21 protein-coding genes are annotated in these 20827 nt (G+C 59.3%); 20 read left to right on the top strand and 1 reads right to left on the bottom strand.

Translation table 11 applies throughout. From position 1 onward, the window contains the following. The first annotated feature begins 2 nt into the window (after nucleotides 1-2). From HDE75_RS22455 to HDE75_RS22370, 18 genes are all read left to right on the top strand, one after another. The gene (locus HDE75_RS22455; protein ID WP_183680682.1) at nucleotides 3-974 is read left to right on the top strand and encodes a Tim44 domain-containing protein; all 972 of its coding nucleotides are present in this window, start codon (nucleotides 3-5) and stop codon (nucleotides 972-974) included. Nucleotides 975-1121: 147 nt separating this feature from the next. Next, the gene (locus HDE75_RS22450) at nucleotides 1122-1754 is read left to right on the top strand and encodes a ubiquinone biosynthesis accessory factor UbiJ (RefSeq protein WP_260174262.1); all 633 of its coding nucleotides are present in this window, start codon (nucleotides 1122-1124) and stop codon (nucleotides 1752-1754) included. Continuing rightward, nucleotides 1751-3322 carry a ubiquinone biosynthesis regulatory protein kinase UbiB gene (ubiB, locus tag HDE75_RS22445; protein WP_183680680.1) on the top strand — a complete coding sequence of 524 codons (1572 nt, stop codon included), beginning with the start codon at nucleotides 1751-1753 and terminating at the stop codon, nucleotides 3320-3322. The genes HDE75_RS22450 and ubiB overlap by 4 nt, the downstream gene beginning before the upstream one ends. A 17-nt stretch (nucleotides 3323-3339) precedes the next feature. Further along, the gene (locus tag HDE75_RS22440; protein ID WP_183680678.1) at nucleotides 3340-3945 is read left to right on the top strand and encodes a methyltransferase; all 606 of its coding nucleotides are present in this window, start codon (nucleotides 3340-3342) and stop codon (nucleotides 3943-3945) included. Between the two features lie 80 nt (nucleotides 3946-4025). Then, nucleotides 4026-4328 (top strand): FmdB family zinc ribbon protein, encoded by a 303-nt coding sequence (locus HDE75_RS22435; protein WP_183680676.1) that lies wholly within the window; start codon nucleotides 4026-4028, stop codon nucleotides 4326-4328. Between the two features lie 54 nt (nucleotides 4329-4382). Then, nucleotides 4383-5009, top strand: coding sequence for a DUF502 domain-containing protein (locus HDE75_RS22430; RefSeq protein WP_183680674.1), 627 nt, complete (start codon nucleotides 4383-4385; stop codon nucleotides 5007-5009). 63 nt (nucleotides 5010-5072) lie between these two features. Continuing rightward, nucleotides 5073-6878, top strand: coding sequence for an aspartate--tRNA ligase (gene aspS / locus HDE75_RS22425; RefSeq protein WP_183680672.1), 1806 nt, complete (start codon nucleotides 5073-5075; stop codon nucleotides 6876-6878). A 63-nt stretch (nucleotides 6879-6941) separates the two neighbouring features. Further along, nucleotides 6942-7406, top strand: coding sequence for a dihydroneopterin triphosphate diphosphatase (gene nudB, locus HDE75_RS22420; protein ID WP_183680670.1), 465 nt, complete (start codon nucleotides 6942-6944; stop codon nucleotides 7404-7406). 37 nt (nucleotides 7407-7443) lie between these two features. Further along, the gene (locus HDE75_RS22415) at nucleotides 7444-7719 is read left to right on the top strand and encodes a hypothetical protein (RefSeq protein WP_183680668.1); all 276 of its coding nucleotides are present in this window, start codon (nucleotides 7444-7446) and stop codon (nucleotides 7717-7719) included. Between the two features lie 83 nt (nucleotides 7720-7802). Continuing rightward, on the top strand, nucleotides 7803-8618 hold the full coding sequence (locus HDE75_RS22410; RefSeq protein WP_183680666.1) for an endonuclease/exonuclease/phosphatase family protein: 816 nt from the start codon (nucleotides 7803-7805) through the stop codon (nucleotides 8616-8618). Between the two features lie 9 nt (nucleotides 8619-8627). Continuing rightward, nucleotides 8628-9791: a cardiolipin synthase ClsB gene (gene clsB, locus HDE75_RS22405; protein WP_183680664.1), complete on the top strand. Its 1164-nt coding sequence runs from the start codon at nucleotides 8628-8630 to the stop codon at nucleotides 9789-9791. After that, entirely contained in the window at nucleotides 9788-10177 is a 390-nt protein-coding gene (locus tag HDE75_RS22400; RefSeq protein WP_183680662.1) for an RNA-binding S4 domain-containing protein, read from the top strand. The genes clsB and HDE75_RS22400 overlap by 4 nt, the downstream gene beginning before the upstream one ends. Nucleotides 10178-10405: 228 nt before the next feature. Further along, entirely contained in the window at nucleotides 10406-11014 is a 609-nt protein-coding gene (locus tag HDE75_RS22395) for a TetR/AcrR family transcriptional regulator (protein WP_183680819.1), read from the top strand. A 62-nt stretch (nucleotides 11015-11076) separates the two neighbouring features. Beyond that, nucleotides 11077-12867: an acyl-CoA dehydrogenase C-terminal domain-containing protein gene (locus HDE75_RS22390; protein WP_183680661.1), complete on the top strand. Its 1791-nt coding sequence runs from the start codon at nucleotides 11077-11079 to the stop codon at nucleotides 12865-12867. Between the two features lie 14 nt (nucleotides 12868-12881). Then, nucleotides 12882-15281, top strand: coding sequence for a 3-hydroxyacyl-CoA dehydrogenase/enoyl-CoA hydratase family protein (locus HDE75_RS22385; RefSeq protein WP_183680659.1), 2400 nt, complete (start codon nucleotides 12882-12884; stop codon nucleotides 15279-15281). A 13-nt stretch (nucleotides 15282-15294) separates the two neighbouring features. Next, nucleotides 15295-16491, top strand: coding sequence for an acetyl-CoA C-acyltransferase (locus HDE75_RS22380; RefSeq protein WP_183680657.1), 1197 nt, complete (start codon nucleotides 15295-15297; stop codon nucleotides 16489-16491). Between the two features lie 72 nt (nucleotides 16492-16563). Then, nucleotides 16564-17343 (top strand): enoyl-CoA hydratase, encoded by a 780-nt coding sequence (locus HDE75_RS22375; RefSeq protein ID WP_183680655.1) that lies wholly within the window; start codon nucleotides 16564-16566, stop codon nucleotides 17341-17343. A gap of 172 nt (nucleotides 17344-17515) precedes the next feature. Then, entirely contained in the window at nucleotides 17516-18994 is a 1479-nt protein-coding gene (locus tag HDE75_RS22370; protein ID WP_183680653.1) for a serine hydrolase domain-containing protein, read from the top strand. A 3-nt stretch (nucleotides 18995-18997) separates the two neighbouring features. Here HDE75_RS22370 and HDE75_RS22365 read toward each other — a convergent pair whose 3' ends face one another. Continuing rightward, complete coding sequence (locus HDE75_RS22365) at nucleotides 18998-19579, bottom strand: TetR/AcrR family transcriptional regulator (protein ID WP_183680651.1); 582 nt, start codon at nucleotides 19577-19579, stop codon at nucleotides 18998-19000. A 47-nt stretch (nucleotides 19580-19626) separates the two neighbouring features. On the opposite strand from HDE75_RS22365, the gene HDE75_RS22360 reads away from it, so the two are divergent. Continuing rightward, nucleotides 19627-20166, top strand: coding sequence for a dihydrofolate reductase family protein (locus HDE75_RS22360; RefSeq protein WP_183680649.1), 540 nt, complete (start codon nucleotides 19627-19629; stop codon nucleotides 20164-20166). A gap of 32 nt (nucleotides 20167-20198) precedes the next feature. Continuing rightward, the gene (locus tag HDE75_RS22355; RefSeq protein WP_183680646.1) at nucleotides 20199-20825 is read left to right on the top strand and encodes a TetR/AcrR family transcriptional regulator; all 627 of its coding nucleotides are present in this window, start codon (nucleotides 20199-20201) and stop codon (nucleotides 20823-20825) included. The last annotated feature ends 2 nt before the right edge of the window (nucleotides 20826-20827 follow it).

The raw sequence follows: 20827 nt of genomic DNA, 5'->3' as shown, positions 1-20827 counted from the left end.
GAATGAAGATGAAGAAATTTTTGGTTGGCATGATGTTGGCCGCGACCACGGTATCGATGCTGGGCGAAGCCCTGGCGCGTCCCATGGGAGGTGGCCGTTCCATTGGCCGCCAGTCGCAAAACGTAGGTCGTCAGGCACCCGCTCCGGCTCCGACACCTGCGCCTAGCCAGGCGCCACGTCAAGCTCAACCAACGCCAGCGCCTGCTCCGGCTGCTGCAGCGAAACCGCCTAGCCGCTGGAAAGGCATCCTGGGCGGCGCCTTGCTGGGTCTGGGCCTGGGCGCGCTGCTGTCGCATTTTGGCCTGGGCGGTGCTTTGGCCAGCATGATCAGCTCCTTGCTGATGGTGGCCTTGATCGCTGGCGTGATTTTCTTCATCTACCGCATGGTGCGCAGCAAGCGCGACGGCGGTACGGCGAATGCCAACAACGGCGGCAACAATCCGTTTGCCAATTTTGGTGGCAATTTCAATAACACGCCTGCGCCGGCTGGCAATGTGCCGGACATCGGCTCGCGCATTCCACCGCTGCCGCCGCTGCAGCCAGTCTCGTCCGGCGTAGGCCTGGATAAACCAGCGCCTGCCGCTGCAGCGCCATGGGGTGTGCCTGCCGATTTCGACAAGGATAATTTCCTGCGCCATGCGAAAAGCAATTTTATTCGCCTGCAAGCAGCCTGGGATAAGTCGGACGTCAATGACATCCGTGAATTCACCTCGCCGGAAGTGTATGCAGAACTGCGCATGCAAATCCAGGAACGTGGCGGCCAGGCGGACTTCACCGACGTGGTCACCATCGATGGCGAATTGCTGGGCATAGAAACGGCGGCCAATGATTACCTGGCCAGCGTGAAATTCACCGGTCTGATCCGTTCGGCGCCAAATGCGGCGGCCGAGCCGTTCGCGGAAGTGTGGAATATGTCCAAACCGCTTAATGGCAATGGCGGCTGGGTCTTGGCTGGCATACAGCAATTGAATTAATGGCAATTTTTTCCTGAGCGGCAGCTTAAGCACAGAATGAATTCATGCTGCTTGAGGGATATTTCCTGCTGAACTGGTAAGATCGAAACCGCCCGTATGATTAACGGGCGGTTTTTTCTTTTTAAGGGCGCCACAAGGCGCAAGGTAATGATTTCTCCGATTCCAGACCAATCCCTGCTGATGGCGCCTGCCGTCGCCGCCATCAATCATCTGCTGGCGCAAGAGCCATGGGCGCGCCAGCAGTTGGCTGTGCACGCCGGCAAGATCGCCTGCATCGATACGGGCGCCGTGGCCTTGCGTCTGCAAGTCGACAGCGCCGGCATGCTGACGTCGGCCGCTAGCGATGTGCCGGCCAATGTCACCATCCGCGTCAAACTGTCAGACTTGCCGCTGATTGCGCAAAACCGCGAGCGGGCATTTTCCTATGTGAAGATTGAAGGCGATGCCGAGTTTGCCAATGCGATTTCGCAATTGAGCAAGGGCTTGCGCTGGGAAGCCGAGCACGACCTGGAAAAAGTGCTGGGCCCGATCTTTGCCACACGCCTGGTGGCGGGCGCGAAGTCGGCTGTTGCCGCCGTCCGCGCGGGGCATCAAAAATTGGCCGAAAATGTGGCCGAATATTTCCTGGACGAACAGCCGATGCTGATCCGTCCCACCACCTTGCACGACTACTCGGCCGGCGTGACGCGCATGCGCGATGATGTCGAACGCCTGGCCAAGCGCATCGCCAGGCTGGAAAAGGCGCTGCCGCCGCAAACTACACCGGATGTCTCTACATGATCTTGAAATTCCTGCGCCTGTTCAAAATTATTCGGGTTTCCATCAAGTACGGTCTCGATGAAATTGCCATTTCCGGCCTGAAAGTTCCCCGCACGGCCAAGTTGATCGATACCTTGATTTTCTGGCGCGACCTGTCCTCGCCGCGCGGCTTGCGCCTGCGGCTGGCGCTGGAAGAGCTGGGCCCCATCTTCGTCAAGTTTGGCCAGGTGCTGTCGACCCGGCGCGACCTGATGCCGCCCGATATCGCCGACGAACTGGCGCGCCTGCAAGACCGGGTGCCACCGTTCGATTCCGACCTGGCCATCGCGCAAATCACCAAGTCGCTGGGCGCCCACCCGGATGAACTGTTCGCGCGCTTCGAGCGCGAGCCGGTGGCGTCCGCTTCGATTGCCCAGGTGCATTTCGCCACCTTGAAAAATGGCAAGGAAGTGGCGGTCAAAGTCTTGCGCCCAGGCATGAAAAAGCTGATCGATGAAGACGTGGCGCTGATGCATATCGCCGCCGACTGGACCAGCCGTTTGTGGGCTGACAGCAAGCGTCTGAAGCCGAAAGAGGTCGTCGGCGAATTTGACAAGTATTTGCACGACGAGCTGGACCTGATGCGTGAGGCGGCCAACGCCAGCCAGCTGCGCCGCAACTTTGCCAATTCAAACTTGCTGCTGGTGCCCGAAATGCACTGGGACTATTGTTCCAGCAGCGTGATCGTGATGGAACGCATGTATGGCATTCCCGTGTCGCAGATCGACCGCCTGGCAGCGGCCGGCGTGGACTTGCGCAAGCTGTCCAGCGATGGCGTGGAAATTTTCTTCACGCAAGTGTTCCGCGATGGTTTTTTCCATGCTGACATGCATCCAGGCAATATTCTCGTCTCCATCGCGCCCGAATCGTTTGGCCGCTATATCGCGCTCGACTTCGGCATCGTCGGCACCCTGAACGATTACGACAAGGATTATCTGTCGCAAAACTTCCTGGCCTTCTTCCGCCGCGACTACAAGCGCGTGGCCGAAGCGCATATCGAATCGGGCTGGGCGCCCAAGGAAACCCGTGTCGATGAACTGGAAGCGGCTGTGCGCGCTTGCTGCGAACCGATCTTTGACCGTCCGCTGAAAGATATTTCGTTTGGCCAGGTGCTCTTGCGTCTGTTCCAGACGTCGCGCCGTTTCAACGTGGAAGTGCAGCCGCAACTGGTGCTGCTGCAAAAGACCCTGCTCAATATCGAAGGCCTGGGCCGCCAGCTGGATCCGGACCTGGACCTGTGGCAAACGGCCAAGCCCTACCTGGAAAAGTGGATGAGCCAGCAAGTGGGCCCGCAAGGTTTTATAGATAAGCTGCGCGCCGAAGCGCCACGCTATGCGCATATCTTCCCGCAACTGCCGCGCTTGCTGCATCAAGCCTTGACGGTGCATGGCGAGCCGCGTGAAAACGAGGTGGAGCTGATGAAAACCTTGCTGGCGGAACAGCAGCAAACGAATCGATTGCTGAGCTTTATCGTCTACTTCGTCGGTGCCTTCGCCCTGGGTGCGCTGGGTTTCCAGGTGTTCATGCGCTGGCACCAGCTGCCGTTTTAAGTGTCGGGGAGCGACTGATGGCTGATTTTCAAACGCGCGATCCACGCTCGCCCGCCTTTTGGGATGAGCGTTTTGACAAGCAATTTATGCCGTGGGACCACGGTGGCGTTCCGGCCCGGCTGCGCCAGTTTGTGCAGGACAGCCCGGCGCCACTGCGCTGTCTGATCCCCGGCTGCGGTTCCGCCTACGAACTGGTCTTCATGTTTGACTCCGGCTGGGACGCCACCGCCATCGATTTTTCACCGGCTGCCGTGGCAGCGGCCCGCCTTGTGGTCGGCGAACGTCGGGCAGGGCAGGTGGTCGAAGCCGATTTCTTTGCCTGGCAGCCCACCGCGCCGCTGGACCTGATCTATGAGCGGGCCTTTTTATGCGCCATGCCGCGTGCCATGTGGCCGCAAGTGGCGGCCCGCTGGGCGCAGCTGCTGCCGCCGGGCGCTGTGCTGGCAGGCTACTTTTTCTTTGACGACAATGCTAAGGGGCCGCCATTTGGCGTTTCTCGTGAGCAACTACAAGAACTGCTATCGCCGTATTTCGACTGCCTGGAAGATGAGGCCGTTACCGATTCCATCGCCGTGTTTGCTGGCAAGGAGCGCTGGATGGCCTGGTCCCGCCGGGCTGGCTGATGGCGGGCGGGTCAATTTCCGTTGAGCGTAACGGAAAAGCTTTATAATTCAGGGTTTTTGATGATTTTTGCGGAGTTGTGATGCCGATTTACGCTTACCGCTGTGAAGAGTGTGGTTTTGCCAAGGATGTCTTGCAAAAGATCTCCGACCCTGTGTTGACGGTCTGCCTGTCTTGCGGCAAACCCAGCTTCAAGAAACAATTGACCGCCGCCGGTTTCCAATTGAAGGGCACCGGCTGGTATGCAACCGATTTCCGTGGCGGCACGGCGCCCACGACGGCCATCCCGACGGGCCCGGCCGATGCGGCCAAGCCAGCGCCTGCAGCAGAGAGCGCTCCTGCTGCTCCTGTAGCGGCGCCGGCTGCAGCCCCCAAGGCGGACTGAAACAAGGCGGAGCGGGCGTAGCCGCCGTGGCGCACTTCCATTACCGAGAGACCGATGCGTAAATATTTTATTACCGGCTTGCTGATCCTGGTGCCGCTGGCCATTACCCTGTGGGTATTGAATCTGGTGGTGGGTACCCTGGACCAGTCGCTATTGCTGGTGCCGGAACAGTATCGTCCGAAAGAGCTGTTCGGCTTTGACATTCCCGGCCTGGGCACGATACTGACGATAGTCATCGTGTTTTTGACGGGCTTGTTAACCAATAACCTGGTCGGCAATTACGTGGTGAAACTATGGGAAAAGCTGCTGCAGCGCATACCCATCGTCAATTCCCTGTATTCGAGCGTCAAGCAAGTGTCGGATACCTTGTTTTCCTCGTCCGGTAATGCTTTCCGCAAGGCAGTGCTGGTGCCATATCCGCACCAGAATTCCTGGACCATCGCTTTCCTGACCGGCGTACCGGGCGGCGATGCGGCGAACCACCTTGTTGGTGACTATGTCAGCGTGTATGTGCCGACGACGCCGAATCCGACGTCTGGCTTCTTCCTGATGATGAAGCGCAGCGATGTGGTTGAACTCGACATGAGCGTGGATGCTGCGCTCAAGTACATCGTCTCGATGGGCGTGGTAGCGCCTGCGGAAGTTATCGCTGTAACGGCGGCCCCGGCAGCCAAAGAATAAAGGCAGGCGTCCCATGGGGGACGTGGCCGGATCGAACACTCATTAACCTGAACTGAGAATCTTATGTCTATGCGTACTCAATACTGCGGCCTCGTCACCGAAGCCATGCTTGGTCAAACCGTCAGCCTGTGCGGCTGGGTGCATCGCCGCCGCGACCACGGCAGCCTGATTTTCATCGACTTGCGCGACCGCGAAGGCTTGGTGCAAATCGTCTGCAATCCTGAACAAGCGGAAATGTTCAAGGTCGCCGAAGCAGTGCGCAATGAATTCTGCCTGCGCGTGACCGGTGTGGTCACCGCACGTATCGACGGTACCATCAACAACAACCTGAAATCGGGCAAGATCGAAGTGGTCTGCTCCGAGCTGGAAGTGTTGAACGCCTCCGTGCCTGTGCCATTCCAGCTGGATGACGACAATCTGTCCGAAACCACGCGTTTGACGCACCGCGTGCTGGACCTGCGCCGCCCGCAAATGCAAAACAACCTGCGCCTGCGTTATAAAGTGACGATGGAAGTGCGCAAGTACCTGGACAACCTGGGTTTCATCGATATCGAAACGCCGATGTTGACCAAGTCGACGCCAGAAGGCGCGCGCGATTACCTGGTGCCGTCGCGTGTGAACGCCGGCAACTTCTTCGCCTTGCCGCAGTCGCCACAGTTGTTCAAGCAACTGTTGATGGTTGCTAACTTCGACCGTTACTACCAAATCACCAAGTGCTTCCGCGACGAAGATTTGCGCGCTGACCGCCAGCCAGAATTCACCCAGATCGATTGCGAAACCTCGTTCCTGACGGAACAGGAAATCCGCGACCTGTTCGAAGACATGATCCGTGTTGTATTCAAAAACACCCTCGATATCGACCTGCCTAACCCATTCCCGGTGATGGATTACGCCACGGCAATGGGCCTGTATGGTTCCGACAAGCCAGACATGCGAGTCAAGCTGGCCTTTACCGACTTGACCGAAGTCATGAAGTCGGTCGAGTTCAAGGTATTCAACGGTGCCGCCAACATGAAGGGTGGCCGTGTGGTTGCCCTGCGCGTACCGCAAGGCGGCAGCATGCCGCGTTCGGAAATCGACGCCTACACCCAGTTCGTCGCCATCTACGGCGCCAAGGGCCTGGCTTATATCAAGGTCAATGAAAAAGCCAAGGGTCCTGAAGGCTTGCAATCGCCTATCGTCAAGTTCCTGCCTGCCGACGTGCTGGCCACGATCCTTGAGCAAACCGGTGCAGAAGACGGCGACCTGATCTTCTTCGGCGCGGACAAGGAAAAAGTCGTCAACGACGCCATCGGTGCGCTGCGCGTGAAAATCGGCCACAGCGAATTCGGCAAGAAGTCGGGTTTGTTCGACGACGTGTGGAAACCATTGTGGGTAGTCGACTTCCCGATGTTCGACTACGACGAAGAGTCGGACCGCTGGACCGCGACCCACCATCCATTCACGGCGCCTAAAGACGGCCATGAAGACATGCTGGAAACCAATCCAGGCGCCTGCATCGCCAAGGCCTACGACATGGTCTTGAACGGCTGGGAACTGGGCGGCGGTTCTATCCGTATCCACCGTGAAGAAGTGCAAAGCAAGGTCTTCCGTGCACTGAAGATCGATGCCGAAGAAGCGCAGCTGAAATTCGGCTTCCTGCTGGACGCACTGCAATACGGCGCGCCACCGCATGGCGGCCTGGCATTCGGCCTGGACCGTATCGTGACCATGATGACCGGTTCCGAATCGATCCGCGACGTGATCGCCTTCCCGAAAACCCAGCGCGCCCAGTGTCTGCTGACACAAGCGCCGTCGGAAGTGGACGAGAAGCAACTGCGCGAATTGCACATCCGTTTGCGCGGCGCCGAGCCTAAAGTAGCAGGCTAAGCACTAGCCCAAGCTGAAGCTATGCAAAAAAGGCGCTGAAGAGGCGCCTTTTTCATTCTTGATATGAGCCATAAAATTCCCGTTTCCGTGCTGGTCGTCATTCATACGGCCGACCTCGAAGTGCTGCTGATCGAGCGCGCGGGCCAGCCCGGCTTTTGGCAGTCGGTGACTGGTTCCGTCGACGCCATCGACGAGCCGCTGCTGCAGACGGCTGCGCGCGAACTGTTCGAGGAAACCGGTATCGTTGCCGATGGCCACAACATTGTGCTGCGAGACTGGCAACTGTCGAATGTGTACGAGATCTACCCGATCTGGCGCCACCGTTATGCTCCTGGCGTGACGCGCAACACGGAACATGTATTCAGCGTGCAAGTGCCGCGCGATACGGTGATTACCTTGAGTCCCCGCGAACACTTGCAATACGCGTGGCTGCCTTGCCTGGAGGCGGCCGACCGCTGTTTTTCCTCTTCCAATGCGGAAGCCGTTTTGCAATTGCCGGCCATGACAGGTCTGGCACGCCATCCCTGAATTTTCAAGAAAGCATCTCATGTTGAACTGGATTAAATTGACCCCCCAACAAAAACTGGGCGGTGTCGCGGGCATTATTTTTTGCCTGTGTCTGATACTGGCCCTGTTTAGCTTTGCCACTCCCGGCCGCACGCCCTCGATCGGCTTGCCGCTGATGGCGATAGGCTGGTTGCTGCATCCGGGCGCGTTTGTCCCAGGCAAGCGCACGGTGGCCTGGCGCGGCGCGCCCTTGCTGGTCAAGGTGGTGTGGGCGGGCGGTATCGCGGCCCTGTGCATCAGCGTCTCGGCTGGCGTGGCGCGCATGATGGCGTGATGTGCAAGTTTTTTGCCCGCGTAGGTGCGCACGCGCACCTAGCATGGCGCCGTGCAAGCTAGGTGTGGGAGTAGAATCGGTGCATGAAAATCCGCGTAGCAACTTATAACATCCACAAGGGTGTCTCTTCCGTGCGGGGCCTGCCCAGGGTGCATGCCCTCAAGCAGGCTATTACCCTGTTCGATGCCGATGTAGTCTTCCTGCAAGAAGTGCAGGGCAAGCATGACCACAAGGCGGCCCGCTTTGGCGCCGAGGAGCATGGCCACAAGCATTGGCCGGAGGCATCGCAGCATGAATTTTTTGCCGGCCCGGAACACCATACGGCCTACGGCATGAATGCCGTGTATGACCATGGCCACCACGGCAACGCCTTGCTCAGCAAATACCCCATCGCCTCACAAACCAATCACGATGTTTCCGACCACGCTTACGAGCAACGCGGCATCTTGCATTGCGTGCTGAACACGCCGAAAGCCGATGTGCATTGTTATGTAGTGCACCTGGGTTTGTTCGAAGCGGGGCGGGGACGGCAGACGCAGGCCTTGATCGAAGCGGTGTTGGCCTCGGCGCCAAATGGTGAACCGGTCATCATCGCTGGCGACTTCAACGATTGGCGCAACACGCTCAGCGACAAGCTGCGCAATGCGCTGGGCGTGGTGGAAGTATTCGACCAGCGCGCGTCGAATTCGGCGCTAGGCGACCTGGTGCGCACCCTGGCGCGGCGGCAGGCGAAAGCGCCGGTGCCGGCGCGTACTTTTCCTGCCGCCTTGCCCTGGTTCCGCCTGGACCGCATCTATGTGCGCGGTTTTCAGGTGGAAGGCGCGCAAGTGATGCACGGCACTTTGTGGGCGAAATTGTCGGATCACGCGCCCATCGTCTCCGTACTGAAACTGGCGTAGACTGCCCGCATGCGATCAGTCAATTTCACTGCCCATAACGACATTACCCTGCTGCACTGCGGCGCCGATTATTTCCCCGCATTGATTGCCGCCATCGATGGCGCCCGCATCGAAGTCTTTTTCGAAACCTATATCTTTGCCGATGATGAGACCGGCGCTTTGGTGCTGGACGCCCTCAAGCGGGCGGCTGCGCGCGGTGTGCTGGTGTGCATGATTACCGACTGGTTCGGCACGGGCAACCGCCGTGTCAACGCCATGCATGCCGAGCTGGAAGCGGCGGGTGTACACCACCGTATCTTCAACGCCTGGTTTCGGCGCGGTATTACACGCACGCACCGCAAAATCTGCGTGGCCGATGGCGAGGTCGCGCTGGTGGGCGGCATCAATATCAACGATGACATGTTTTGCGACTACGACCACAGCATCAGCCTGGTCGCGCCGCGCTGGGACTTCGCCGTGCAAGTGAAGGGACCGCTGGTGGCCGCCATCCATGAAGAAGCGCATGCGCAGTGGGCGCGCCTGGGCAAGATGAATCTGGTGCGCCGTATCAAGCTGTACAGCAAGATGCGCCGGGTCAGCAAGGAATTGGCGAAACACCCTGTGGTGGCTGGTTTCGTGGTGCGCGACAACTTGCGCAACCGGCGCACGATACAGCGCGCCTATCTGCAGGCGCTGGGGCAGGCCCGCAAGAGCGTGCTGCTGGCCAACCCGTATTTTGCGCCAGGCCACAAGCTGCGCCGGGCGCTGGCACAGGCTGCCCAGCGGGGCGTGGATGTGGTGCTCTTGATTGGCGTGGGCGAGTTCCGCATGCAAGATGCCGTGGCGCACTCTTTTTACCCAAAACTGCTGGCGGCCGGCGTGAAAATCGTCGAATACCGCAAGACACAGTTGCACGCCAAGGTGGCGGTGGTCGATGATGACTGGGCGACGGTGGGTTCCAGCAATATTGATGCGCTGAGCCTGTTCCTGAATCAGGAAGCGAACGTAGTGATCAAGGATGTGGCCTTCGCGCAAAGCTTGCGCAAACATATAGAACAGGGTATTGCCGACGGCACCGTGATCCATCAGGATGATTTCAAGCACATCGGCCGTTTCCGCCGCCTCGGCTACGAAGTGGCTTTTTTTGCGTACCGGCTGGTGATGCGCATTTTTTCAGTAGGGAAGTATGCATGAGTGAAATGAGTAATCTCCGTATCGATAAATGGTTGTGGGCGGCGCGTTTCTTCAAGACGCGCACCCTGGCCAGCGACGCCGTCGATAACGGCAAGGTGAAAGTGGGTGGCGAGCGGGTCAAGCCGGCGCGCGGCTTGAAGGTGGGCGATGAATTATCCATCGACAATGGCGCAGAGACCTGGGAAGTGGCCGTGCTGGGCTTGTCCGACAAACGCGGCGCCGCACCAGTTGCCCGCTTGCTGTATGCAGAAACGCCGGCCAGCATCGCCCGCCGCGAGCAGGTGGCTGAAGATAGAAAGCTCTTCCGTGAACCGGGCGAGACCATCAAAGGGCGGCCGACCAAGCGCGACCGCCGTCAACTGAGCAAGGCGGGCGACCTCTCCTGAGGCCGCCATGACTTGGTGTTGTGGGGCAGGAATACACCTGCCCGCAATGCTGCGCCGCACCAATAGAAGAGCGACTCTAAAGTTCCCGTTTGACTTTTATGTTGTACTGGATAATAGTACGAGCGTTCGGATTTTTTCATGGCGTGCTTTTTTTTGCTCTCCATGCAAGTTCCGCCAGATCGGCAACATCAACATGGAACGGTACTTTTGAATACCTCAGTCAAATTCATGCGCAAAGGCGAACTGACCCGTGCAGCCATCCTCGACGTGGCACTGGACCTGTCCAGCCGCGACGGCCTGGAAGGCCTGACCATCGGGCTGCTCGCAGACAAAATGAACATGAGCAAGTCGGGCGTGTTTGCCCACTTCGGCTCGCGCGAAGACTTGCAGATGGAGGTGTTGAAGCTTTATCACCACCGTTTCGAGCAAGAAGTCTTTTTCCCCAGCATGAAAGAACCACGCGGTATCCAGCGCCTGCAATCGATGTTTGCGCGCTGGGTCAAGCGGGTCAGCGTGGAAATCGCTTCCGGCTGCATCTATATCAGCGGCGCCGTCGAGTATGACGACCGTCCGGGCCCGATCCGCGAAGCACTGGTGGCCATGGTGCAAGCCTGGCAAGGCGCCTTGCTGCGCTGCGTACAGCAATCGATCACCACGGGTGATTTGAAACCCGGCACCGATGCGCCGCAATTGGTCTATGAAATGTATGGTCTGATCCTGGCGCTGCACCACGATGCGCGTTTCCTGCGCGTGCCAGGCAGCATAGAACGGGCGCAAGCGGGCTTTGTCCGCCTGCTCGATTCTTACCAGAATCCGGCAGCCGTCAGTCAAGAATAGCAGCAACAGAACAAGCAGTTCACAAGTACAACACTTTAGCTAAACGTCTTCAGGAGAAAATTATGGGTCAATACGTCGCGCCAATCCGGGATATGCAATTCGTCCTGCATGAATTCCTGCAAGTGGAAGAAGAATTGAAGCAAATGCCGCATTACGGTGACGTCGACGCCGACATCATCAACCAGGTGCTGGAAGAGGGCGGCAAATTCACTTCCGAAGTATTGTTCCCGCTGAATCACTCCGGCGACCGCGAAGGCTGCCACCATGATCCTGTCACGAAAACCGTGACCACGCCTAAAGGTTTTAAAGAAGCCTACAAACAGTACGTCGAAGGCGGCTGGGCGGCATTGGCTTGCGATACCGAATACGGCGGCCAGGGCTTGCCAGTGGTACTGAACAACTCGTTCTATGAAATGCTGAACTCGTCGAACCAGGCCTGGTCCATGTACCCTGGCCTGTCGCACGGCGCTTACGAGTGCCTGAAAGAGCACGGCACGCCAGAACAGAAATCGACCTATCTGCCGAAACTGGTATCGGGCGAATGGACCGGCACCATGTGCCTGACCGAACCGCATTGCGGCACCGACCTGGGCCTGCTGCGCTCGAAAGCGCTGCCTGAGGCGGACGGTTCCTGGACCATCACCGGCAACAAGATTTTCATCTCGGCCGGCGAGCACGATATGTCGGAAAACATCCTGCACTTGGTGCTGGCCCGCGTGCCAGACGCACCGGAAGGCTCGAAAGGCATTTCGCTGTTCCTGGTGCCGAAATTCCTGCCAAACGCAGACGGTTCCGTTGGTGCGCGCAACCCGATCACCTGCGGCGCCATCGAAGAAAAGATGGGCATCCACGGTAACTCGACCTGCCAGATGAACCTGGACGGCGCGAAGGGCTGGATCATCGGCCAGCCGAACAAGGGCTTGAACGCCATGTTCGTGTTCATGAACGCAGCCCGCCTGGGTGTGGGTATGCAGTCGCTGGGCCTGACCGAAATCGCTTACCAGAACGCGCTGATCTACGCCAAGGACCGCACGCAAATGCGCTCGCTGTCCGGCATCAAGAATCCTGAACTGCCAGCCGACCGCATCATCGTCCACCCTGACGTGCGCCGCATGCTGTTGACCGGCAAAGCCTACGCCGAAGGCGCGCGCGCTTTCACTTCCTACGTGGCGCTGCAGATCGACCGCGAACTGCACCACCCTGACGCCGACGTGCGCAAGGAAGCCGCCGATGAGGTGGCGCTGCTGACCCCAGTCATCAAGGCCTTCATCACCGACAACGCCTGGATCGCCACCTCGGACGCGATGCAAGTGTTCGGCGGCCACGGCTACATCGCCGAGTGGGGCATGGAACAATATGTGCGCGACGCGCGCATCAACATGATTTACGAAGGCACCAACACCATCCAGTCGCTGGACCTGCTGGGCCGCAAAATCCTCGGCGATAACGGCGCCAAGCTGCGCAAGTTCGGTGAAAAGATCAAGGCCTTCGTCGAAGACAATGGCACCGATGAAGCGATGAGCGAATTCGTCACCCCATTGGGCGACCTGGGCGACAAAGTCACCAAGCTGACCATGGAAATCGGCATGAAGGCATTCCAGAATCCGGACGAAGTGGGCGCGGCCTGCGTGCCTTACCTGCGCGTCGTCGGTCACATGATCTACAGCTACCTGTTCGCACAGATGGCCAAGATCGCCCTCGAAAAAGAATCCAGCGGCGACAAGTTCTACACCGCCAAACTGGCTACCGCACGTTTCTATTTCGCCCGCCTGCAACCTGAGACGGCAACCCTGATCCGTCAGGCGCGTTCCGGTTCGGCCAACCTGATGGCACTCGACGCAGACCTGTTCTAAGACTTGAGGAAAATATGACCAATTTCATCGTTAAAAAAGTAGCCGTCCTCGGCGCCGGCGTGATGGGCGCGCAAATCGCGGCCCATTGCATCAACGCGAAAGTGCCGGTCGTGCTGTTCGACCTGCCAGCCAAGGAGGGGCCGAAGAATGGCATCGTGCTGCGCGCCATCGAGAACCTGAAAAAGCTGTCGCCTGCGCCGCTGGGCAACAAGGATGATGCATCGCTGATCCAGGTCGCCAACTACGAAGACAACCTGGACCTGCTGGCCGGTTGCGACCTGATCATCGAAGCCATCGCCGAGCGCATGGACTGGAAACACGACCTGTACCAAAAGGTCGCACCGCATATCGCACCGAACGCGATCTTCGCTTCGAACACCTCGGGCCTGTCGATCAACAAGCTGGCTGACGGCTTTGACGCCACCCTGAAAGCGCATTTCTGCGGCGTGCACTTCTTTAATCCACCACGCTATATGCACCTGGTGGAATTGATCCCGACCACCTCGACCAAGCCGGAAATCCTCGACCAGCTCGAAGCCTTTTTGACCACCACCCTGGGCAAGGGCGTCGTGCGCGCCAAGGATACGCCTAACTTCATCGCCAACCGCGTCGGCATCTTCGGCATGCTGGCGACGATGCATGAAGCGGAAAAATTCGGCCTGTCGGTAGACGTGGTCGATGACCTGACCGGCGCCAAGCTGGGCCGCGCCAAGTCCGGCACTTTCCGCACTGCAGACGTGGTTGGCCTGGACACCATGGGCCATGTGATCAAGACCATGCAGGACAACCTGGCGGACGACCCGTTCTTCGGCGTCTACAAGACCCCGGCCGTGCTGGCCTCCTTGGTAGAAAAAGGCACGCTGGGCCAGAAGAGCGGCGCAGGCTTCTACAAAAAAGTCGGCAAGGAGATCCAGCGCCTCGATTTTGCCACCGGCGAATACGTGACCGGCGGCGGCAAGGCTGCCGACATCATCGCCCGCATCCTGAAAGAAAAGGATCCGGTGAAGAAGATGAAGGCGCTGCGCGAATCGACCAATCCACAAGGCCAGTTCCTGTGGGCGATCTTCCGCGACGCTTTCCATTACATCGCGATTCACCTCGACACCGTGGCCGACAATGCGCGCGACATCGACTTCGCCATGCGCTGGGGCTTCGGCTGGAACGTGGGCCCGTTTGAAACGTGGCAGGCATCGAACTGGCTGCAAGTGGCGAACTGGGTCAAGGAAGATATCGATGCGGGCCAAGCTCTCTGCAATGCACCGTTGCCAGCCTGGGTCTTCGAAGGTCCAGTCGCTGAAAAAGGCGGCGTGCATACGCCGGAAGGTTCCTATTCGGCCATTTCGAACAGCTTCGTGCCACGCTCGACCCTGTCCGTCTACGACCGCCAGCCATTCCGCGCACCCGTACTGGGCAGCGGCGCCATCGACGGCAAGACCGCTGGCACCACCGTATTCGAAGACGACTCCGTGCGCGTATGGCATACGGGCGACGACGTCCTGATCATCTCGTTCAAGACCAAGATGCACGTGATCGGCGAAGGTGTCATCAATGGCCTGAAACTGGCCTTGGCCGAAGCTGAAAAGAACTTCAAGGGCCTGGTGATCTGGCACGCCGATGCAGCCGAAGGCGGCGCCTTCTCGGCTGGTGCAGACTTGCAATCGGCCCTGCCAGCGTTCATGCAAGGCGGCGTGAAAGCGGTTGACCCTATCATCGCCGAACTGCAAAAAACCTTCATGTCGCTGAAATACGCGAACGTGCCGGTGATCGCCGCAGTGGCGGGCCTGGCGCTGGGCGGCGGCTGCGAGCTGGCGCTGCATGCATCGAAACGCGTGGCTTCGATCGAATCCTACATCGGCCTGGTAGAAGTGGGCGTGGGCCTGATTCCTGCGGGTGGCGGCTTGAAAGAAGCAGCGCAGCGCGCCTATAAGGAAGCCAAGGGCAACGACATTCTGCAATTCCTGAAAGTCGGCTTCACCAATGCAGCTACCGCCAACGTGTCGAAATCGGCGCTGGAAGCGAAGAAGATGGGCTACCTGAAAGAAGACGACGTGATCGTGTTCAACGCCTACGAGCTGCTGCACGTGGCCAAGGTCGAAGCGCGAGCACTGTTCGATGCCGGCTTCCGTCCGCAACTGCCGTCGCTGATCCAGGTTACGGGCCGTTACGGCTGGGGTACGATCAAGGCGCAACTGGTCAATATGCGCGACGGCGGCTTCATCTCCGCGCACGATTTCAAACTGGGCGAAATGATCGCCGAGATCGTATCGGGCGGCGATGTGGACCAAGGCAGTTTTGTGAGCGAGCAGTGGTTGCTGGATATGGAACGCAAGGCCTTTTTGGAATTGCTGAACCATCCAAAAACCCAGGAACGCATCATGGGCATGATGCAAACCGGCAAGCCAGTGCGCAACTAATCGAAAGAACATAATGAGCAAACAACTTCAAGACGCATACATCGTCTCCGCAACCCGCACGCCGATCGGCAAGGCGCCGCGCGGCATGTTCAAGAACACCCGCCCGGACGATCTGCTGGTGCGCGTACTGCAATCGGCATTGGCGCAAGCGCCTGGCCTGGACCCGGCGCTGATCACCGACGCCATCATCGGCTGCTCGTTCCCGGAAGCGGAACAAGGTTTCAATATCGCCCGTAACTCGGTGCTGCTGGCCGGCTTGCCAAAAACCGTGGGCGGCGTGACCGTCAACCGCTACTGCGCTTCGGGTATCACCGCGATCGCCATGGCGGCTGACCGCATTCGCGTGGGCGAAGCCGACGTGATGATCGCTGGCGGTATCGAATCGATGTCGATGGTGCCGATGATGGGCCACCACCCATCGATGAACCTGGACATGTTCAGCGACGAAAACATCGGCATGGCTTACGGCATGGGCTTGACCGCTGAAAAAGTGGCGCAGCAATGGAAAGTGTCGCGCGAACAGCAAGACGCGTTCTCGGTTGAATCGCACCGCCGCGCCATCGCTGCGCAGCAAGCCGGTTTCTTCAAGGCGGAAACCACGCCCGTCGAGATCATCACCCGCACGCCTAACCTGGCGACCGGCCAGGTCGACGTAAAACGCCGCACCGTCGATACCGACGAAGGCGCGCGCGCCGATTCGACGCTGGAATCCCTGGGCAAGCTGAAACCGGTATTTGCCGCCAAAGGTACTGTCACGGCTGCGAACAGCTCGCAAATGTCGGACGGCGCCGGTGCGCTCTTGATCGTCAGCGAAAAAATCCTGCGCGAGCACAACCTGACCCCGCTGGCGAAATTCTCGTCGTTCGCGGTGCGCGGCGTGCCGCCTGAAATCATGGGCATCGGTCCGAAGTTCGCGATTCCTGCCGCTTGCGCCGCCGCCGGCATCACGCAAGACCAGCTGGACTGGATCGAACTAAACGAAGCGTTCGCCGCGCAAGCGCTGGCCGTGATCGGCGACCTGGGCCTGGACCCGGCGAAAGTGAACCCGATGGGCGGCGCGATTGCGCTGGGCCATCCGCTGGGCGCGACCGGTGCCATCCGCGCCGCCACCGTGATCCACGCGCTGCAGCGCACCAAGCAAAAGTACGGCATGGTCACCATGTGCGTCGGTGCAGGCATGGGCGCGGCAGGCATTTTCGAACGCGTATAACGTTCAACGATAAAAATTAAAACCAAGGGCGCTTCAGGATCTTCCTCGGCGCCCTTTATTTTTGGAGACGATATGGATATTTTGTGCAGCAAGAGCGAGGGCATCCTTACGCTTGAATTCAACCGTTTGGAACGCAAGAACGCCATCACGGGCGCGATGTACCAAACCCTGGCCGATGCGCTGGTGGCCGCTGAAACCGATGACGCCGTACGCGCCATTCTGATCACGGGCAAACCCGAGATTTTCACGGCCGGCAATGACCTCGATGACTTCATGAAAACGGCGCGCCCGAAAGACGGATCGCTCGATGAGCAGCGCCCCGTGTTCCAGTTCATGCGCGCCCTGTACGGCAGCAGCAAGCCGGTAGTGGCTGCGGTAGCCGGTCCGGCGATCGGTATCGGCACCACCTTGCTGATGCACTGTGATTTGATCTACGCAGCCGACAACGCCAAGTTCTCGATGCCGTTCGCGCAACTGGGCCTGTGCCCGGAATTCGCCTCCAGCCTGCTGCTGGCGCAAATCGCCGGCCACCCGCGCGCCGCTGAAAAACTGATGCTGGGCGAATCCTTCCCGGCCCAGGAAGCGCTGCAAATGGGCTTGATCTCGAAGGTCTTGCCGCTGGAAGAACTGATCCCGTTTGCCCGCGGCCAGGCCGCCAAGCTGGTCGCCCTGCCAGCCGCCTCCATCCGCGCCACCAAGCGCCTGATGAAGCAAAGCCGCACAGCGCCGATAAAGGCTGCCATCGCCGAAGAAAATCAGCAGTTCAGCGCCATGCTGGGCGCGCCGGAAGCGAAGGAAGCGTTTACCGCGTTCTTTGAAAAGCGCAAGCCGGATTTTTCTAAGTTTGCATAAACACGATCTTTGTCCTTGCATATGAAACAGGCGTCCTGCGGGCGCCTGTTTTGTATGGGGAGCAGAATAATATTGTTGTTTCATAAAGTGCAGTAATCCGGTAACGTTACTGCCGTGGCGTTTCACGTTCGCTTTCCTGTACCTGGCGCCCGCCTATGTGAACGGATGCAAAATGAAAGTGCTGGCGTTGATCAGTGGCCTGTGCCTGGCTTTTCCCGTGTGGGCGCAGGGTGTGCAAAGCACGTCCGAGGACGTGATGGCCTTCCTCAAGCAAAAGATGGTGCAGCAGCAGATCCCTGCGCTGCAAGTGGCTGTGATCCAGCATGGCAAGGTCGTCGAGCTGGCCGCAGCTGGCATCGCCAACGTGGAAAACGGCGTGCCTGCCACCAATGAGAGCATGTTCTCGATCAATTCCTGCACCAAGGCGTTTACGGGCGTGGCCGTGATGCAGCTGGTGGAAGCGGGCAAGCTCAAGCTCAGCGATCCCATCTCGCTATACCTGGACGACTTACCGCCATCCTGGCGCGCGCTGACCATACGCCAGTTGATGACGCACACGTCTGGCCTGCCCAACATCATCGACGAACAGGAAAACCTGTTGGGCGGCGATAATGAGGCGCTGTCCTGGAGCAGGGTCAAGGCCCTGCCATTCGAGTTCGCGCCGGGAGAGCGCTACCGCTATAACCAGACCGGTTATGTCCTCATCGGCAAGATCATCGAAAAGCTCAGCGGCGAGAGTTTCGTGCATTTCGTGGAAAACCACCAGTTCAAGCCTGCCGGTCTGACGCATACGCGCTTCGGCGATTCCTCCGACGTGATTCGCCACTCGGCGGGCGCGTACACGTATTTGCATAACGAGGGCGGCAAATGGCTCACTGGCACGCGCCTGTCGACCGCCTACGTCACCTTTCCCGGCTACTTTCGTACCGCTGCCGGGATTGTCTCGAATGCCGGCGATATCGCGCAATGGCTGATCGCCCTGCAAAATGGCACGCTGTTGAAGGACAAGGCCAGCCTGCAAGCGATGTGGAGTCCGTATGTGCTCAATAACGGCAAGACGCAGGGGCCGAATGACTTGCTCAATGGTTCGGCGCTGGGCTGGCCCGTGACGGTGCGCAGCGGGCACCGCGCGGCTGGTCCCATCGGCGGCATGCGCTCGGCCTTTTTTGTGTATCCCGACGACGATCTGTCGGTGGTGGTGCTGACCAATTTGCAGGGCGTCAATCCCGAGTTGTTCATTGATGACATCGCCGGTTTCTATGTGCCGGCCATGCATCCGTCGACGGGTTTCGGCTTGCCGCCGGAAGTACTGCCCTTGCGTAAGGTGCTATTGCAGCGCGGCTTCGGGCAGGCGAAGCAGGCGTGGGAAGAATTAAAGACGCGCGATGCGGCGGCCTTGCCCGGTGAAGAGGCGCTCAATATCTGGGGCTATAAATTGAGCAGCCAGCAGCAGTTGCCGCAGGCCCTGGCCATCCTGCGCCTGAACGCCAGCCTGCACCCAGATAGCTGGAATGCGTACGACAGCCTGGCTGAAATCCTCGAACAGGCGGGCGACAAGCCGGGCGCCATCGCCAACTACACGCGCTCGCTGGCGCTCAGTCGTAGCAATCCCCATGCCAGCGAACGTCTGCAGGTATTGCAAGCGCAATGAAGCTCAGCGTGTGATTTGCATCCCCGCCAGTATCAACTGCACCGATGCATGCCATGCCGTTTCGCTGGCGGGCCGCCCCGCCAGCGCATAACCGTGCAGGAAATCGACGATCGCATCCCGGCCACGCAGCCGGTTTTTTTTCGGCAGAGCGAGTCCCTCCAGCGCCATCTCGAACAAGGCCGTAAAACGTTCGGCGATATTGGACTGGCTGACCAGTCCGCGCGCCATCAGGCGCACGAAATACGGCGTGGCGCTGATCAGTTCCAGGTAGAGCGCACACAAGGCCAGCAAGCGCCGTGGCGCCTTCTGGCGCGCTGTAAATGGCGGTTGCTGCGGGTTGAGCGCGGCGAAGCGCTGGAGCATCAGGGCCTGTAATAATTCTTCTTTCCCCGCGTAGTAGTGATACAGGGCCATGGCGTCCACGCCCAGGCTGTGCGCCAGCGCGCGCATGGAGAATGCTTCGCCTTTTTCTTCCAGCAGGGGCAGGGCGGCTTGCAGGATGGTGCCGCTATCCAGGGCGGGGGCGATGCGGCGTGGGCGTCCGGCACGGCGTACGGGCTTTTCTTCGGCTTGAAGTTTTTTCATTTTCATGGGCATAATTCTACACCGTAGAATTAATAGATGGAGATTTCATGCAGCAAGTACACGTCAGTGTTTTTCTGGGTATCAGTATCGATGGCTGTATCGCCGGTGAGGAGGGCGATTTGTCCTGGCTGGCCGAACTGGCGCCAGACTCGCCGGAAGCCACGGGTTATACGGCGCTGATGGAGCAGGTCGATACCATGCTGGTCGGCCGCACCACGTATGACTCGGTATTGGATTTTGAACCGTGGCCGTATACGGGCAAGCGGGTGGTGGTGCTCAGCCATCGCGACTTTGCGCCACGCCATGGCGAACAGCGTTGCGAGGGCAGTGTGAAGACGGTGCTGGCGCAGCTGGCCGAGGAAGGCTGCCGCCATGTGTATCTCGATGGCGGCGCCGTGATCCGCGCGGGGCTGCGTGAAGGCGTGGTCGATAGTCTGACCTTGTCCATCTTGCCGGTGGTGCTGGGCAAGGGCGTGCGCCTGTTCGATGGCGAGCTGCCGCGCAGCGACTGGCGGCTGGCATCAACACATAGCCTGCCCAGCGGTGTGGTGCAACTGCGTTACCACAGGCCGCTAAATGAATTGTAGACGACTGGTCTAATTGTGCTAGAATACCTTCCATGAAAGCTCAACAGACCGCTCAGTACACCGACATTCGTCAGCATATCCTCGATACGGGGAAGGCCATCATCACGCGCAAAGGCTTTGCCGGCGTGGGCCTGAACGAGATATTGACGGCGGCCGATGTGCCCAAGGGATCGTTTTATCATTACTTCAAGTCCAAGGAATTGTTTGGCGAGGCGATGCTGGCCGATTACATGACGCGTTATCTGGCTGAGATGGATACGGTGCTGAGCCAGCCTGGCCAGAGCGCGGTCCAGTCGCTGATGGATTACTGGGCCAGCTGGAGCAGTTATGAGCCGGATGGCAGCACGTGTGACTGCCGCTGCCTGGTCGTGAAACTGAGTAGTGAAGTGGCGGACATGTCGGAAGCCATGCGCGTCACCCTGCTGGGTGGCACCAACCGTATCGTCGCCAGGTTAGCTGTGAGTATCGGGCGGGCGCAGGCTGACGGTTCCCTGTCCGCGATTAGCGACCCGGCCCATACGGCGCTGACCCTGTACCAGCTGTGGCTGGGCGCGGCCATGCTGACCAAGCTGCGGCGCGACGCCAGCGCCTTACAGGCGGCCTGGCACGCAACCCTGGGCATATTGCAATTACCGGCAGATAGCGTGGCGGCGCGCTGAGC

The organism is Janthinobacterium silvisoli, from assembly GCF_014200725.1.
Taxonomy (GTDB): Bacteria; Pseudomonadota; Gammaproteobacteria; order Burkholderiales; family Burkholderiaceae_D; genus Janthinobacterium.
The sequence above is the reverse complement of the archived record's forward strand: the minus strand, read 5'-3'. Positions and strand labels throughout refer to the sequence as shown.